General features: G+C 46.8%; 13 protein-coding genes. 8 read left to right on the top strand and 5 right to left on the bottom strand.

The window, feature by feature from the left end:
• Positions 1-50: 50 nt before the first annotated feature.
• Entirely contained in the window at positions 51-1112 is a 1062-nt protein-coding gene (gene hppD / locus JGK07_RS11845) for a 4-hydroxyphenylpyruvate dioxygenase (protein ID WP_293192726.1), read from the top strand.
• Positions 1113-1132: 20 nt separating this feature from the next.
• Here hppD and JGK07_RS11840 read toward each other — a convergent pair whose 3' ends face one another.
• Together JGK07_RS11840 and JGK07_RS11835 are read right to left on the bottom strand one after the other, a co-directional pair.
• Positions 1133-1666 (bottom strand): GNAT family N-acetyltransferase, encoded by a 534-nt coding sequence (locus tag JGK07_RS11840; RefSeq protein ID WP_293192724.1) that lies wholly within the window; start codon positions 1664-1666, stop codon positions 1133-1135.
• Positions 1647-3776: a diguanylate cyclase gene (locus JGK07_RS11835; RefSeq protein ID WP_293198015.1), complete on the bottom strand. Its 2130-nt coding sequence runs from the start codon at positions 3774-3776 to the stop codon at positions 1647-1649. Before JGK07_RS11835 ends, JGK07_RS11840 begins: the two co-directional genes overlap by 20 nt.
• A 617-nt stretch (positions 3777-4393) precedes the next feature.
• On the opposite strand from JGK07_RS11835, the gene JGK07_RS11830 reads away from it, so the two are divergent.
• Positions 4394-5071, top strand: coding sequence for an HAD family hydrolase (locus tag JGK07_RS11830; RefSeq protein WP_293184838.1), 678 nt, complete (start codon positions 4394-4396; stop codon positions 5069-5071).
• A 262-nt stretch (positions 5072-5333) separates the two neighbouring features.
• Here the strand turns inward: JGK07_RS11830 and JGK07_RS11825 are convergent, their stop codons facing one another.
• Together JGK07_RS11825 and pgeF are read right to left on the bottom strand one after the other, a co-directional pair.
• The gene (locus tag JGK07_RS11825; protein WP_293184837.1) at positions 5334-5945 is read right to left on the bottom strand and encodes a CPP1-like family protein; all 612 of its coding nucleotides are present in this window, start codon (positions 5943-5945) and stop codon (positions 5334-5336) included.
• Positions 5946-6126: 181 nt separating this feature from the next.
• Positions 6127-7008, bottom strand: coding sequence for a peptidoglycan editing factor PgeF (pgeF, locus tag JGK07_RS11820; RefSeq protein ID WP_293184835.1), 882 nt, complete (start codon positions 7006-7008; stop codon positions 6127-6129).
• Between the two features lie 57 nt (positions 7009-7065).
• Here pgeF and JGK07_RS11815 point away from each other — a divergent pair, with 57 nt between their 5' ends.
• The 4 genes from JGK07_RS11815 (at position 7066) to JGK07_RS11800 (ending at position 13105) form a co-directional block, all read left to right on the top strand.
• The gene (locus JGK07_RS11815) at positions 7066-7203 is read left to right on the top strand and encodes a hypothetical protein (RefSeq protein WP_293207595.1); all 138 of its coding nucleotides are present in this window, start codon (positions 7066-7068) and stop codon (positions 7201-7203) included.
• A gap of 515 nt (positions 7204-7718) precedes the next feature.
• Entirely contained in the window at positions 7719-9491 is a 1773-nt protein-coding gene (locus tag JGK07_RS11810) for a M23 family metallopeptidase (RefSeq protein WP_293192721.1), read from the top strand.
• A 293-nt stretch (positions 9492-9784) separates the two neighbouring features.
• Positions 9785-12172, top strand: a complete 2388-nt coding sequence (locus JGK07_RS11805) for a hypothetical protein (RefSeq protein WP_293241883.1) — start codon at positions 9785-9787, stop codon at positions 12170-12172.
• Between the two features lie 15 nt (positions 12173-12187).
• Positions 12188-13105 (top strand): glycosyltransferase, encoded by a 918-nt coding sequence (locus tag JGK07_RS11800; RefSeq protein WP_293241886.1) that lies wholly within the window; start codon positions 12188-12190, stop codon positions 13103-13105.
• Between the two features lie 281 nt (positions 13106-13386).
• Here the strand turns inward: JGK07_RS11800 and ribE are convergent, their stop codons facing one another.
• Positions 13387-14103, bottom strand: a complete 717-nt coding sequence (gene ribE / locus JGK07_RS11795; RefSeq protein WP_293184828.1) for a riboflavin synthase — start codon at positions 14101-14103, stop codon at positions 13387-13389.
• Positions 14104-14342: 239 nt separating this feature from the next.
• Here ribE and JGK07_RS11790 point away from each other — a divergent pair, with 239 nt between their 5' ends.
• Positions 14343-14852 carry a bifunctional nuclease family protein gene (locus tag JGK07_RS11790; protein WP_293241889.1) on the top strand — a complete coding sequence of 170 codons (510 nt, stop codon included), beginning with the start codon at positions 14343-14345 and terminating at the stop codon, positions 14850-14852.
• Between the two features lie 5 nt (positions 14853-14857).
• On the top strand, positions 14858-15988 hold the full coding sequence (locus JGK07_RS11785; protein WP_293207587.1) for an aldo/keto reductase: 1131 nt from the start codon (positions 14858-14860) through the stop codon (positions 15986-15988).
• Positions 15989-16056: the final 68 nt, after the last annotated feature.

Raw genomic sequence — 16056 nt, 5'->3', positions numbered from 1 at the left:
GAAAATCAGCCGATTTTCAACTTTTCACGTTCCATTTTCAATTATTGATTATGGAGTTTGACCGCATTCAGTTTTACGTTGAAAATGCTCGAGTATCCCGCGACTGGTTTGTCAGCCACTTAGGCTTTCAATCAATAGCAGGTTATGCCAACAGCGACACTCGCACTGAGGTTGTCAGCAGCGGCAATATATGTTTTGTTTTATCTTCGCCTCTGACACCCGCTAGTCCCGCTGCTACTTGGTTGGAGTTTCATCCTCCGGGGATTGCCGATGTGGGCTTTCGGGTTAAAAATATCGAATTAGCGATCGCTAGAGCGCAGGTGGCAGGTGCTAAAATCCTGAAACCGATTCAAGAAGATCTAAAGGCAGGAGGCGGTTTTAAACTCGCACAAATCTCTGGCTGGGGAGATTTAAGCCACACGCTTGTTGAGCGAATTGGCGAGAATTCACTGCTGCGTGCTTCTTCTGGGCCGCCACTGTTGACTCTGATCGATCATGTAGTGTTAAATGTTGAATCTGGCGATTTGTCAAGTGCGGTTAGTTGGTATCAAAAAATATTAGGTTTTGAGCCGCAGCAAAATTTTGATATTCAGACTGAGAAGTCTGCTTTGCGAAGCCAAGTTATGGTACACGCTGAAGGTGGGGTGCAATTCCCGATTAATGAACCGGCATCATCTAATTCTCAAATTCAAGAGTTTTTGAGTGCAAATCGAGGGCCGGGAATTCAGCACATGGCTTTGCAAACGGATCGCATTGTGCAGGTTGTTGCCGATTTGCGATCGCGCGGTTTGCCTTTTTTGCCAGTTCCTCCAACATATTACTCGCAATTGCGGCGGCGGCAAAACTATTTGCCCGCAGATTGGCAAGCAATTGCAGCTTCCGAAGTTTTGGCAGATTGGCAAGAAGATACTCCCGCTGCGATGCTGCTGCAAATCTTTACCCAGCCAATTTTTGCCGAACCGACTTTCTTTTTCGAGATTATTGAGCGTCGAGTTACTTTAGTTAATGACAAACTGGTGCAAGCTGGAGGTTTTGGGGCGGGTAATTTTAGAGCTTTGTTTGAGGCAATTGAACGGGAACAAATGAAGCGGGGAAGCTTGATCGATGATTGATAAAACTTCCACTTTTGAGTTCATGCAGCCTTGTCGAGCAGCAGTGCAATATCCGTCCACCCGTAAGCAATTTCTTTGACTAAAACTCCAGCTCTACTTGTCTGTTGTTCCTCCACTTTTTTGCCTCCTAAAAATTCATAAAACCTGCAAGCAGAATTGTCTCCCAGTACCCAAGCCAGCATCGAGTTCAAACTTAATTCTGCCAATTTTGTGGCAACCGATCGCACGAGTTGTCGCCCAATTCCTTGACGCTGATATTCCTCCAAAATATAGATGGCAAATAATTCTCCTCGATAAACATATTTGCCCGTGCGCTCGCAACCGCCGGCAGCAAAACCTACAACTTGTCCCGAGTTATTTTCAGCAACGCAGACATAATCGCCAGTATTTTTGACGTTTGACAGGATTTCTTGCCAATTGTTTTCTCGTTTTTCATAGGACAGCTTGGCGAGGTAATCTGCCGGTATGATGTTTCGGTAAGCTGTCCGCCAAGTGTCGAGATTAACCTGTGCAATTGCAGGTGCATCAGCGATTTTAGCTTCTCTCACAATCATCAGAAAAAACTCCTTTCTCGCCCTGGCATCGTATTTGAGAATCTACGCAAACAATCCGATCGCGCCCTTCTAGTTTAGCTCGATACAGCGCGCGATCGGCCTCCCCAATCAACCACTCCAAAGATTGTTCAGCAGCGGGCACAGCACTAGCTGCGCCCATACTCGCCGTCACAGACTCACTTACCTTTGAAGCTTCGTGGGGAATTGCCATAGCATTCAAATCGCTGCGAATTGATTCAGCTACCCGCATTGCTCCCTTAGCATCAGTCCCGGACAAAATTACTGCAAATTCTTCCCCACCGTAGCGAGCCGCTAAATCACCTCCCCGGTGAGCGTTTCTGTCTAAAATTTCAGCAACTTTTTTGAGACATTCATCGCCTCCTTGATGCCCGTAGCGATCGTTGTAAAGCTTAAAAAAATCTAAATCGATCAAAATTAAAGACACTGGCTGTTTCTCTCTAGTCATCCGCTGCCATTCTGATTGCAATGTTTTGTCAAAACAGCGACGGTTAGCAATCTGAGTCAAGCCGTCCACAGATGCGAGTCTGTGCAATGCCTGATTAGCAGATTCTAATTCTAATTTAGCCTGTTCTAATGCTACATTTTGCTGAGCCAATTTTTCACTTTGCTGTTTTTCTTGCTCGTACAAAAACCGGATGGAAGCTTCAGCTTCTTGCAATTCTTGCTCCGCATATTTGCGCTTGACAAACTGTCCTAATTGGGAACCTATTGCCGCCATCATTTGCAGTAAGTCTTCATCCGACGGCTGTTTTTCCCGGCAGAAAAAAGTCATTACCCCTACAACTTGACCGCTAGCACGAATTGGGAAACCGAAGGCCGATCGCAATCCTGCTTTAGCAGCTAAGTGCGATCGCATAAAATTGCCATCCTTAAGAAGATCCGTAATCCATTGCGGATAACCGGTGTTCCACACTATTCCCGGTAAACCCGTACCAGGCTCTAGGGTAATCTGCTGGCAATTTTCCACAAACTCCCCAACTTCACTTCCCCGCCGCCAAACTCCCACTCGAAGCAAAAAAGGGAGAATATCTTCAACGTTACTATCTGGTGCAGCAAACAAAAATGGTATTCGATCGTGCGTATCTTCGGCATCAAACTTAGTATGTTTTTCATCCACAGGCGTCCAAAGTTCACCGATATCCCACCCCAAACTTTCACAAATAGCTTGCATAATTTTCGGAGTGGCGCTCTCTAAAGAACCAGATTCTGACATGATGCGAGCTACTGCATATTGTGCTGCTTGACGCTTTTTTGTCCGTTGTTGCTCGGTGATATCTCTGCCCACATAGACAAAATCTTGTATAGTTTTGTTGTCTGAGTGCTTGCTTTCTATACTTGTCTCAATAGTAGAGCAGGAAAATGCAACTGTCAGCTTTGAACCTTTTTTAGTTGTACAAGCTACTTTTACTTGATGCCAAGATTCATTTTTTAGTTCAAGAGGTAGCTGACTAACTTGACGCAATAATTCCTCGTCCGCCGTAATCATCGAGATTGGTTGACCGATTAATTGTGATTCGGTATATCCAAACAATAGTTGGGTGGATTGATTGACCTTTTTGATTTCTCCCGCTTGCGTTGTCACCAATAAAATATCATTTATGGAGTTAAGAATTTTATCAATATAGTCGCGAGCGTTAGCCAAGTAATCGACTTTAATACTGTTTTCGTTGGCTGCTTGAACCATACTTTGCTGAAGAGCAGCAGTGTCTGTTACATCTTCGCAGAAAATAATTAATCTCTCAGGATTGAGCTGCTCTTTCTGACCAAAAATATACAAATCTAGATAAAAATAAGAGCCATCATTTAAAACTCTGGTAACAGATTTTAATTGGAAACTTGGCTGTCGTTGTTCTAGAATATCGTCTAGCAGTTCTTCAATTCCGATCAGTTCGGGAAAACTATCGCGCACATCTTTGCCTTGTTCCAATTCATCAGGAATTTGGGCAAAATCTTGTACGTTCAAGGATGTTTCTTGAATCTTCAGTTCCCGATCGACTGCAAGGTATTCAATGCGACGCAAGGATAACAATTTGTCAAGCAGATTGTTAATGTTTTGGGAGCTAATCTGTAAACTTAATTTGGGAAGCATCTCGTTATTATAAACCATCAGACTCTAGGGTTAGCAGATAAAATTAGTTGTTGTTTTGGTGCTTGCTATTTCTCATAGAAATTTTGATTCTGCTGGATGCCAGCAACTATTCTCGCTGGCTAATTTATCGACACAATAAATTTGGGATTCTCCAAGCTTTTTTTTATTTAAAATTATTACTTAGACCAACTTTTTTGTGAGCAAGCGCAGTCAAAATCAGCCTCTATTGAGGTTTGGATTTATTAACAATACCTAGCGGTTGGCCGTATTTGTACAGCAAATTTTAAATTGTAGATTCCCTGATAATAGGGAGCATCTCATTTTGGCAAAAAGCTTTTTTTTGTTGTAGTGAGAGCTTAAGAGCTCGCTTTGTTTTAACAGCAAGCGAGCGGGGACAGCACTACAAAATCAAAACTGAGATGCTCCCTGATAATATTTGTTACAACCGCTACAGTTGATGATTGGCACAGTTGAATTAAACTATTGCCTTTAATTAGCACCATTCCTATAGACACTACCTCCCCTGGGTATTTGTGTCAAGTTTTGTAAAGGATCTGTGACATTAAAGTGATATAATCTCTAACAATTTGTATAAAATTTTCAAAATACTCTGCTCAATGCTGAGACTTATCACCGACTTTGACGGCCCGATTATGGACGTGTCCGATCGCTATTACGGAGTTTACCAGCAGTGTCTGGCCGAGACTCAGCGTGAGGGCCAAACAGTGCACGAACTCCCAAAAGCCGAGTTTTGGGACATGAAGCGGGCGCGGGTTCCCGAAACCGAAATCGGCATTCTCTCAGGATTAGACGCAGCCCAAGCCCTCGAATTTGCCCAGAAACGGCGTCAAACTGTCCACACGCTGCCGTTCCTGATTTACGATAAACCAGCCCCTGGAGCCGTGGAAACCCTGGAAAAGGTGCAGCGCGCTGGAATAGACTTGGCGGTGATGACTATGCGTCGCGTCAGGGAACTAGACGAGGCTTTCAACCGCTGCAATTTAGGGCATTTTTTCCCAGAAAACCGTCGCTATTGCCTCCCCAACGATTATGTCAAAACCGGGGATGTCAAAGATAAGCCCCTGCTGATGGCAAAAGCTCTCGCCGAACTGCCGCCTGCTTCTGAGCTTTGGATGGTGGGGGATACGGAGGCGGATATTATAGCAGCAAAAACTCACGGTGTCAAGGTAATTGGTGTTTTGTGCGGCATTCGCGATCGCACCCAACTAGAAATGCACCAACCGGATTTAATTGCTAACAATTTGAGCGAAGCTGTTGAGATTATTTTAGGATAGTTATTAGTCAGTTGTCAGTTGTCAACAGTTATCAATCATTAGTCAACAGTCAATAGTCATTAGTTATTGTTAATTAGTAATTGGTAATTGGTAATTGGTAATTGGTAATTGGTAATTGGTAATTGGTAATTGGTAATTGGTAACAATCAACTAACTACTAACACCTAAGAGCTACGAACCAACCAATAACAATTAACCAATAACAATAATTAACAACTGCCAACTGTCAACTGCCAATTGTCAACTGTCAACTGACAACCGACTATCGCAGAAAACTGCTGACCAGCCAAAGAATTAAAAACGTAAACAAAGCGATAAATTTCTCTGTTGTGATAAATGCCGTACTGAGCAAAGGGCCCATAAGACCTCCCAGCACCAAGCCTATAACCAAGCCAGCCACAGTCAGCAGCACAGCCCGACCAAATTTTTGTTCCTTGCGATTAAGAAAATAAAGACAAGAGCCGACCCCAAGAGCCAGAGTCAACTGTAGTAAAGAATCGTTAGCCGCTGGATAAATACTCAGTCCGCCCAATCCCACATAAACTCCAGCCGGCCACAAAATATCGGCTCGACTAGGAGTATCGATCAGGCGCTGCAACCAAGCTGGGCTGCCGGACGGAGCAGATGGAGTAAAGCTGGCGGGTGGGGGAGCCACTCGTTCGGGAAAGCGGATGCGTTCGGGTACTTTTATTTTCCCTTCCTGTCGCTGGCGGAGGCGATCCATGAGGATCGCGTCGTAAGCAACTTCGATCGATTCCAAACGTTTCTTGTCGCCGCTGTGCTGCTCGGCTAGACGGGTGCGGGCCTCTTGCACTTCATCAAAGGAAGCATCTTCATCGACTTCAAGCAGTTGATAGGGAGTTTGCTCACTCATAAAACTTTTTGGTATGCGGAAAACTCAGCGTCTTGAGACCTGAGAGGGCTGCAACGAAACGAGGCTAGAAGGTAGAAGGCATTCGGCATTCCGAAATAAAAATTTGTCAATCCAAAGATTGTTATTTAGATTGTGATTTTTCAAGCCGGCAATCTTAAATTTTACCTTGTGCCGAATGCTTTTAGCAGGAACTTGTGTTAGATGTGCTGACAATTCCCGACCACTGGATTTTTTTTAGTCGATCGCGGCGGTAGGAAAAAAAGCGAGCCGAGTCAGAATAAGTACAGAAAGGAGCGATCGCCACTTGAGAAGAATTAATTCCCAACTGCTGCAATTGCAGAGCATTGCAGAGGCGAACATCCAACCGTACCTTTCCCGGTTCTGGATCGGTCAACACAGGTGATTCGGGTAGTTGGTGTAAAAATTCCAGAATGCCGTCGGCTGTTGCACCAACTGCATTCTGAGGAGTAATCGTGGCTCCCAATTGGGCTGCCACTTCCACAGATACCTGGTAAACCTCTCCACCGATCGCCGGCCCGAGAGCAATCTTCAGATTTTCTAATTGACTGCCTTGTGCCACAAGTTGAGCGATCGCCTCTGGTAATATCTTAGCAGCAGTCCCGCGCCAACCAGCGTGAACGGCGGCCGCGAGTCCCGTGCCGCTATCAGCAATTAGCGCCGGTACGCAGTCAGCCGAGCAAACCCACAGCGCCTCAAAATCTCGCGATGCTACCAAGCCATCGGCCTGGGCATAGGTGGGGGTAGCTGTTTCCGGGTCTAGAGCCACAACTGGGGGCAATAGATCGGTTTTGAGTACGACATTGCCGTGTACCTGTTGGAGACGGTAAACGGGAGATCCTGGTGCTAAAACTTCCGTGAGATCGATCGGGCCGCGCGGCGAGAAATCGCGAGTAAAAAAGCCGTGAGACCATCGATCGAGCAAGCTGCAAGTCAGATAGGGCAAGCCTTCGGCACTCTGCTGCCACTGCCAGCTAATACCGTCAGGTTGTCCGGTACGTTCAGAGTCAGGAAAATTTGTCAAGCGATCGCCAGCTAAAGCCATGAAACTTATCCTTCCCCAAGTGAGTCATTTCCTTTGTATTTTAGACAATTAACAATTTTGCTACTTAGTTTAAATGGGCGATCGGCAAAAATTGGGGGAGATGGGGAGATGGGGAGATGGGGAGATGGGGAGATGGGGAGATGGGGAGATGGGGAGATGGGGAGATGGGGAGATGGGGGAGATGGGGGAGCTTAATTCACAGACACGAACGCCAAAGCGCTATTATCAATGTGGCCGTCACAGGCTAGTTGGCAGTGCAATGATTGGGAGCGGAAAAACCAGGGTATCGATCGCGAATCGACGCAGCATTCGAGCTGTTCGACGGGAAAAAAAATTGCCTTAAGCCCGTTCAATAGTTGACAGTTGACAGTTGACAGTTTGAGAGCGACCTCTACCTAGAAGAAAGAGGATTGGAGTAATGAATAGTCTGATTTTCATTTCTCCCGAGCAGGGTTCCGGCTTTCAACCAATTACTTCTGGTAAAATCAGTTAAGTCTGTATAAAGATAAGGATTGCCATACACTTCGATCCAGACCCTGCCAAAAAACAGATACTTGCTTTCCGACTCCTGTCGCCAGCAGCCCAAAACTTTAGACTAAGATTCCTCCTCCCAGAATTCAAAGCTGCGAGTAAATCTAAAATCTAAAATCTAAAATCTACAATCGACTAATCTTCTTGCGCCCCCCCTGTTGAGTTGGGAAAAAAAAATCGTGAAACCAGTTCCAGACAAGCAAATAACAGCCCAGTTGAACACCAAACAGCAAAAAAATCACCCCACAGGCGCCCGGACTCGATCGCGCCTTTTGTCCGAACGCTCAATGCTGGTGGGACTAGGTTGCCTTGCCAGTCTGGGACTGCTGAGCAAAGGCATAGTTTGGGCCCAAACTGAAACTCCGCCAGCAGAACAAGCCGTCCCCGGCGCAGCAGAACTTCAGCCACTATTTGAAGCACCTCTGGCGCCCCCGGAACCCGAAGCCCAAGTGCAGCGAGAACCAGATCCCGAACCCCAGGCAGAAGTTCGGGCCCCATCGCCAGATTACGTCACCGAACAACCTCCGGCCCAATATTATCTACCGGAACCCGCACTGATTCCCTTGCCAGAAGCGACGGCCCAGGAACCTCCTTTTGAAGCACCAGTTAACCCAGAAGCCCGCGCTGCCACCGACCAAACAGACTACAGTGTTGGCGCTACCAGCCAATACGAAGCGCCTACAACGATCGAGTTTGCAGAAAGATCGACAGGCTGCGAAGGTTCCGTGTCAGCAGGACAAGGAGTTGGCGGTTTGTGCGGGCCTGCCGCTGTTCCCGAACCCGTGACAGCAGAAGCAGCCCCTCCCAGTTACAGCCCAGAAAGGCCGATCGCCGGAGGGCCCAACTACAACCCGCAAACTCCCAGCACAATTGGCCCTTATATTGCCACCCCTCCTTCTCGAAATCTGCCACAAAGCCCCGGGACTGTTCCGAACCTTCCGGGCAATGTTCGGGGAACTGTCGCCGGAAATAATAGCGGAAATCCTATCAGTAAAGTAGGTCAGGCCGCTCAACAAGTAGGCAACCAGCTTTGGGGACAGGGCAACCAGTCGGAATCTGCTTACACACCTCCGGGCTACTCAGCAGACAGCGGATACCCAGCTAACCCCGGATACTCAGCAGATGCTGGATACTCGATTAACACGGCAGCCTACGCCGCTGGCCCACCCGAACCCAGCATGGGACTAGGGCCAGTGCAAGTCGGCGCGATTAGTGTCAGCAGCGGCAGCAATACAGGTTTTGCTTACTACAATCTCACGCCGCGTCCCTTGGGCCGGCCTGGAAATGGCAACACCAGCCTGCTGTTTCCGCTATCGATTGCTGCGGAAATTACTTCACCCTTTGGGTGGCGGACTCATCCGGTTATGGGCTACGGTAGGTTTCACACCGGAACGGACTTGGGAGCCCCGATGGGAACGCCCGTACTGGCCGCTTATGCGGGTCAAGTGGCGATCGCCGATTGGTTGGGCGGCTACGGTTTGACGGTGGTTCTCAACCACAGCAAACAGTCTCAGGAAACTCTCTACGGACACCTTTCAGAACTGTTTGTCAAACCAGGAGAGTGGGTGAAACAGGGTGATACGATCGGGCGTGTCGGCAGTACAGGAATGTCTACAGGGCCTCACCTCCACTTCGAGGTTCGGCAAATGACTGCTCAGGGTTGGGTGGCGATCGACCCCGGTGCTCAGCTAGAATTCGCTGTAGCAAAAATGATCGGCACTTTGGAAACCGCCAAAATACCCCAAATGCCAAAATTTGTGGAAACACAAAGCGCTAGTGCACTCAAGGATTTGGAAAACGATCTGCCCCAGCTTCCACCTCTGCCGCTGGGAATGGACATCGAAGTTCACAACCTCCAGCCGCCATTCCCAGAATTGTTAAAAACTGACACTTCTGCATCCAAGGATAAAGAAGCCTCCAAACCCAAAATTCAGAAGCAAGCTAGCAGATAGGTTTTTTATCAGGCAATACGCTTGAGTTAACACTGTTTCTTGCCCGGAGATCCCCCTAAATCCCCCTTAAGAAGGGGGACTTTGATCGAGTTCTTGTCCCCCCCCTTTTTTAGGGGGGTTAGGGTGGATCAGCCTTAACCCAAGCGTATTGTTTTATAAGCACTCAAAGTACACACTACAAACAATCAAATAGGTTCGTAGTGAGGACTTTAGTCCGCATCCATAGAAGGACTAAAGTCCTCACTACAAACAATCAGCAAGAGCCTCCCATAAAAATTGGTAAATAGTAGCTTATGCTAATAGCGCAGTATTTGTGGGAATTAATTTTATTTCTGATTATTATAGTCGGGCCGATTCCCCTAAGCTTGTCTCTGGCCTTCGAGAATCACAAGGAAAACAGTAACTATTCATTTCCTCATTTTCTCCTCGTACTTTTGACGGGATGGAGTCTTGCACAAATTTGTATAGGTTTGATTTTAGGAAGTGCCGATCGCCTAAATCTTGCTGCGGTCATTATAGCAGAAATGCTGATTTGTGCGATCGGCTTAATTCTGATTTATGCCAAAAACCAGAAATCTTTTAGCTTCTCGCAGTGGCAGATTCCCCAACTCAAGCAACCTCTGATCCCATCCGAACTCCTAATCATTGGTGCCACCGCATTTGCAGGATTTGTGTTGTGGGAAACCCTAGCAACTAAACCCACAACAAATTATGACTCATTGTGGTTTCACCTACCTGTAATTGCCAGATGGTATCAAACCCACTCATTTACATTCTTAGATGCCGCCGGAAATTGGATTTTTGAACACGAGCAAGCCCGAGTATATCCCTACAATTGGCACGTCTTGTCTGCTTTGTGCGTACTCCCCTTCAAAGAAGATTTTCTCACAGCTTTTCCCATGCTAATTGCCTGGGTACTTGAAGGAATTGCAGTCTATCTATTGAGTATAAAATTTGGAGCAACGAGATTTTATGGCATGGCAGCAGCATCTTTAGTATTGACAGTACCGATGATGCTCAACCAAGTTAACACCATTCACCCAGACTTACCGCTAGCTGCGATATTTACAGTTGCTTTATATTTAGGTTTATCCTATCACAGCAGCCGATCGCAATCCGAGCTATCCCTATTTTTGGCATCTGTAGGAATGATAGCCGGAATTAAAATCACTGCCCTAGTCTATGCAGCCTCACTTTTAGGAGGATTAGCAATATTAGAAATTAAAAGATTCATCGTTAATAAAAATTCTACACGAACTAATTTTAGAATTCGCCACATCAAACCAGTCTTGGTGTGCGGCATACTTTGCTGCTTGTTTTTAGGAGGTTTTTGGTATGCGAGAAACTTGCTGCATATCAATTATCCTGTTGGTGATTCCCGCGAGATTAACATTCCCTTACAGCCTGTTGCCCCACCGTCTCCAGTAGCATCCCCAAAACCTCCAGTAGCATCCCCAAAACCTCCGGTAGCGTCTCCAAAACCTCCGGTACCTGGGCCAAAACCTCCGGTAGCGTCACCAAAACCTCCCGTACAGCAGCCAACACCTACCATACCTGCGCCTTCAGCTTCGCCACTTTTGAAGATTTGGCAAAGCACTTTAGCCGCTCAATTTAATCCCAGTAATATTTCCCACTGGCAAATGTTCGGCTTGCAAGTCCTCATTAGATTGCAACTGCCATTTCTGGCGATCGCACTTCAGGCCTCTTCAGCACCTCTAGCTTTGATCCAAGGTAAAACCAGGATAATCAATCAAAACAATATCATTTTAACCGTAGTTCTTGCCAGCACCGGAATTCTCTACGTCATTACACCTTACACCTCCGGGACTGCCGGAGAGGCGATCGGTCAACTCAGTCCTTTACTCGGTTTTAATCTCAGATACGGCTTTCCCTTTTTAAGCTTACTGGCGATCGCAGCAGCAGCAACCGCGACTGAGCTCAAAACTCGCAAGCAAGTAATTGTAGCAGTTGTTTTAATTAGCAGTATTTCCGGCATTATTAGCAACACAATTTTTGACCTAATTAAAAATGCTTCTTTTACCGGAAAGAGTATTGTTTGGGGAAGTTGGTTAATTGACAGGTTTAAATCTCATTTTGCCGAAGCCATCAATCTGGTGATAAAAATATTAGCGCCCCGTTTGCCAGATTTAGGAATATACCCATTGATTTATGTTGGATTACTGCTACTAGCTGGGATTCTATTTAAGCGCAATCCTAGTTTAATTGGCTTGAAAAATCTACTCGCTAGCTTGAAAAAATCAAGTTACATAATGATAATTTGTGTCTGCATAGCATTGATGGTAAGTGCTACTTGGGTGGCGAGGGAAAAGCGAGATGTTGCTCGCGCCGAACTGTATCGCGGAATTTACGAATATATTGACAAAAATACAGTACCCAATGAAAAAATCGGCTTCTTTTTAAGTTACCGCAGCTACCTGTTTTACGGGAAAAATTTGGACAGACAAGTTTTATATGTGCCGTTTAGAGCCGATCGACTTCCGGCATGGATGGACAACCTCCACAAAAATAACATTAAGATGGTAGGATTCGGGCCCCTGACTGAGATGGACGAATACACCAAACTAGCTTTATCTTGGCTGACAAGTCCCGAGGGCCCGCTGCAACCAGTTTTCGGCAAAGATTTTAATACTGAGTCGGTACTGTATCGCTTAAAATATTAAAATATATGAGTTAGAATGAACACAACTAAAACTCTATTTTCAATTATAGTTCCGACTTACAATCGCCCCGAGAAATTAGCGCAGTGTCTTCAGTCTTTTGTGGAACTAGAATATCCGCGCGATAAGTTTCAGGTGATTGTCGTCAACGACAGCACCGAAATATCTGTAGAAACTACAATATCCCCTTTTCAAAATGGGTTAAATCTCACACTTTTGACACAACCCAACTCAGGCCCCGCAACGGCGCGAAATACTGGGGCTTTTGCAGCCGAGGGTAAATTTTTAGTGTTTACAGACGATGACTGTACTGTGGCGGCAGATTGGCTGCAAAATCTAGAAAAGCGATTTGTGGAAACACCAGACTGTTTGATCGGAGGTCGAACTGTCAACGCGCTGCCGGATAATATCTATTCTACTGCCAGCCAGCAACTGATCGATTACCTTTACAGTTATTACAATGCTATTGGCGATCGCGCGCAATTTTTCACTTCTAACAATTTTGCCCTTCCCGCTGAGGCTTTCCAGAAAATTGGCGGGTTTGACACGACTTTTTCGCTAGCGGCTGGAGAAGATAGGGAATTTTGCTTTCGCTGGCTCAATTTGGGAGGCCGCGCGGTCTATGCTCCCGAAGTTACAGTCTATCATTCCCACGCACTAACTCTGCGGAAATTTTGGCGGCAGCAATTCAATTACGGTAGAGGTGCTTTTTTGTTTGGGGAAATTATCTCGAAAAGTGGGGCTAAGGGGAAACGGCAACATCCGTCATTTTATCTGAATTTGCTAACTTATCCATTTTCCCAGGGATCGGGTATTCAAAAGCTATTAATTGCTGCTTTGTTTTTGGTTTCTCAGGCGGGAATTGCGGCGGGGTTGTTTTGGGAGAAAAATGTTTTTGTTGAGAAAGAGTTTGTCGATAGGGGGCGTCAGTTTTGAGCAGATGCAGACGGCGGTTGAAACCGCTTTTGACCTCTTACTCGTAGGCGAAGCCAGCGCGAAGCGCTTATGTGGCGAAGCGCCCGTCATCCGAGTAAGAGGTCAAACTACAAAAACGTAGGCGTTAGCCTTCCCGAAGGATAGTCTGCCTCCGCAGACTAAAGAGAATAACATAATGTTCGCCGCTCGTTCTTCAACCTGCGGAGGCAGGTTTTGTTTTTATAGACGCGGTTTCAACCGCCGGGTATTTTATGATTAAATACTCCGCGTACACCCCAAGATTACATAAATCCGTGTTCGGCTAAGAATTCAGGTGTAATTGTTCCCAAACTGTTCATGGCGGGGGTTTCTTCCCAGGGTTCGGGATGGGCTTCCCGGCCGCCGCTGCGGAGAAATTTTGCTACATATTTGCCGAGTATATCTGCTTCTAAATTAACTAAACTTCCCGGCTGCAAATAGCTGAGGTTTGTCTCGGAAAAACTGTGCGGAATTACGGCAACTTCAAACCAATTTCCGTCTGCATCGCAATCTGCTACGGTGAGGCTGATGCCGTTGACGGCGATGCTGCCCTTGGAAACGATGTATGGCGCAATTTGACGCTGCCATCCCGAATTGGCTGTTGGTGGGGCTGTAAACCTCATCTCCCAAGCGTTGGCGGTTTGGGTGGATGTCGCTAAGGTGCCGATCGCATCTACGTGTCCCGTCACAAAATGTCCGCCCAATTTGCTACCGGCGCGCAGCGAGGTTTCTAGGTTCACCCAAGCATCGGGGAATGCTCCCAAATTAGTGCGGCGCAAGGTTTCTGGGGAAGCGATGGCGACAAAACCTTGGGGCAGAACTTCCACCACTGTCAAACAAACTCCATCCACTGCTACGCTGTCGCCAATGGCTAAATCTTGTAAAATCTGATAGGAGTTGCTTGAGGTGCAGGAAATTTGGAAGTAATCGTTGCCTAGCGATTTCAGCTTTCCGAGAGATTGAATTAGTCCTGTAAACATAGTTATTTTTTGGTAGTCGATCGCTTATTTAAATCAAACCACAGTCACAAACAAACCAGACACATCAGCTTTTGCTGTTCCTTCCCCCCCCCTCCTTGAATCTTCAAGCCCAAAATCGAAAATTAACAGTCATCGATCAGTTGTAGATTCGGGCGAAGATCGAGTCATACTGGATTTAGGTCATCTATGTCCAAGTTCTATACCGCCTTGCAGTGTCTTAATTCTATGAGGCCGATCGAATGATTGAAATGAAAGTCGCTGGAATTGCCTTAGATGCAGCCACGCGCAGCCCAATTGTCCTATTGAGAGACGCTACTGAGCGTCGCGCTTTGCCTATTTATATTGGTCAGGAGCAAGCAAAGGCTATTATTAGTGCTCTGGAAGGCCACAAGCCTCCTCGACCTTTAACTCACGATTTGATGGTCAATTTCCTAGAGGCCTGGAGTCTTACCTTGGAGCGGATAGTGATTCACTCGCTGCAAGATAACACGTTCTATGCCGTGCTGATTGTCCGTCAGGGTGAAGTGAAAAAAGAGATCGATGCCCGTCCCAGCGACGCGATCGCCATAGCTCTGCGGACGAATAGCCCCATCTGGGTGATGGAAGAAGTCGTCGCCGATGCTTCTATACCGGTCGATCGAGATGCTGATGAGGCCGAACGCCGGGCCTTCCGAGAATTTGTCTCAAACCTCCGTCCAGAGGATTTGATCAAGAGAAGCGGCTTGGGCCAGGGCGAAACTTCCTCGTAACATTTATGCGCTATCGACGGTTTGGCAAAACAAACTTGCACCTGTCTGTTTTTTCCTTAGGAACCATGCGCTATCTGGCTTCTGAGGAAATTGCCTTTCAGACTGTACAACAAGCTGTATCTCAGGGAATCAATCACCTGGAAACGGCGGCGGGTTACGGTTGCAGCGAGGAATATCTAGGCGCGGCCCTCGCATCTGGTTTGTCTGTCGATCGATCGCGCTTCCACGTCACCACGAAAATCCCTCCTGGGGACGATGCTGCTGCCACGGAACGCTGCATCGACTCGTCTCTCAAACGTCTAAATCTAGACTATATCGATTGTCTGGCAATTCATGGTTTGAATGCTTGGGAACATTTGGCTTGGGTGCGATCGCCCACAGGCTGCATGGAAGCTGTACGCAAAGCCTTGGCTGATGGCCGAATTCGGCACGTCGGTTTCTCGACTCACGGGCCTCTGGATCTGATTTTGGCTGCTATAAATACAGATTTATTTGAATTTGTCAACCTGCATTATTACTATTTTTTTCAGCGCAACACCCCGGCAGTTGAACTCGCCAAGCACAAAGATATGGGCGTTTTCATCATTTCTCCGGCAGACAAAGGAGGGCAACTCTACACGCCCCCAGAAACTCTCGCACAATTGTGCTCGCCTTTCTCGCCTTTGGAGTTGAACTATCGGTTTTTACTGAGCGATACTAGAATTGGAACTCTGAGTGTGGGGCCTGCAAATCCGACAGAATTAGAGCAACCTCTAAAATATGCCGATCGCGACTTTCCCCTCACCCAGGCCGAAATTGCTGCGTTTGTGAGGATTGAATCGGTGATTGCCGATCGTTTGAAAACTGACAAATGCAGCCAGTGCTACGCCTGTTTGCCTTGCCCGGAAAACATCAACATTCCCGAAGTATTGCGGCTGCGGAATCTCGCTGTCGGGTGCGACATGACTGAGTTTGGCAAATACCGTTATGCTATGTTTGAAAATGCCGGACATTGGTTTCCTGGAAGCAAAGGCAACCGCTGCACCGATTGCGGCGAATGTTTGCCCAGGTGTCCCGAAGAGTTGGACATCCCAACTTTGCTCAAAGACACTCACCAGCGACTGAATGGCAAAGCGGGCAGGCGGTTGTGGGATTGAAACACAAGGTGACAGTTGACAGTTGACAGTTGACAGTTGACAGTTGACAGCAAAGTCTACCTGGAAGG

The sequence above is a fragment of the Microcoleus sp. PH2017_24_DOB_U_A genome (genome assembly GCF_020738205.1).
GTDB lineage: Bacteria > Cyanobacteriota > Cyanobacteriia > Cyanobacteriales > Microcoleaceae > Microcoleus.
This window is presented reverse-complemented; position numbering and strand designations above follow the sequence as displayed.

Bases quoted from the DNA above. Each gene is read 5' to 3' on its own strand.
- JGK07_RS11805 (WP_293241883.1), top strand. From the start codon at position 9,785: ATGCTAATAGCGCAGTATTTGTGGGAATTAATTTTATTTCTGATTATT.
- JGK07_RS11830 (WP_293184838.1), top strand. From the start codon at position 4,394: ATGCTGAGACTTATCACCGACTTTGACGGCCCGATTATGGACGTGTCC.
- pgeF (WP_293184835.1), bottom strand. From the start codon at position 7,008: ATGGCTTTAGCTGGCGATCGCTTGACAAATTTTCCTGACTCTGAACGT.
- JGK07_RS11835 (WP_293198015.1), bottom strand. From the start codon at position 3,776: ATGCTTCCCAAATTAAGTTTACAGATTAGCTCCCAAAACATTAACAAT.
- JGK07_RS11840 (WP_293192724.1), bottom strand. From the start codon at position 1,666: ATGATTGTGAGAGAAGCTAAAATCGCTGATGCACCTGCAATTGCACAG.
- ribE (WP_293184828.1), bottom strand. From the start codon at position 14,103: ATGTTTACAGGACTAATTCAATCTCTCGGAAAGCTGAAATCGCTAGGC.
- JGK07_RS11785 (WP_293207587.1), top strand. From the start codon at position 14,858: ATGCGCTATCGACGGTTTGGCAAAACAAACTTGCACCTGTCTGTTTTT.
- JGK07_RS11825 (WP_293184837.1), bottom strand. From the start codon at position 5,945: ATGAGTGAGCAAACTCCCTATCAACTGCTTGAAGTCGATGAAGATGCT.
- JGK07_RS11800 (WP_293241886.1), top strand. From the start codon at position 12,188: ATGAACACAACTAAAACTCTATTTTCAATTATAGTTCCGACTTACAAT.
- JGK07_RS11790 (WP_293241889.1), top strand. From the start codon at position 14,343: ATGATTGAAATGAAAGTCGCTGGAATTGCCTTAGATGCAGCCACGCGC.
- hppD (WP_293192726.1), top strand. From the start codon at position 51: ATGGAGTTTGACCGCATTCAGTTTTACGTTGAAAATGCTCGAGTATCC.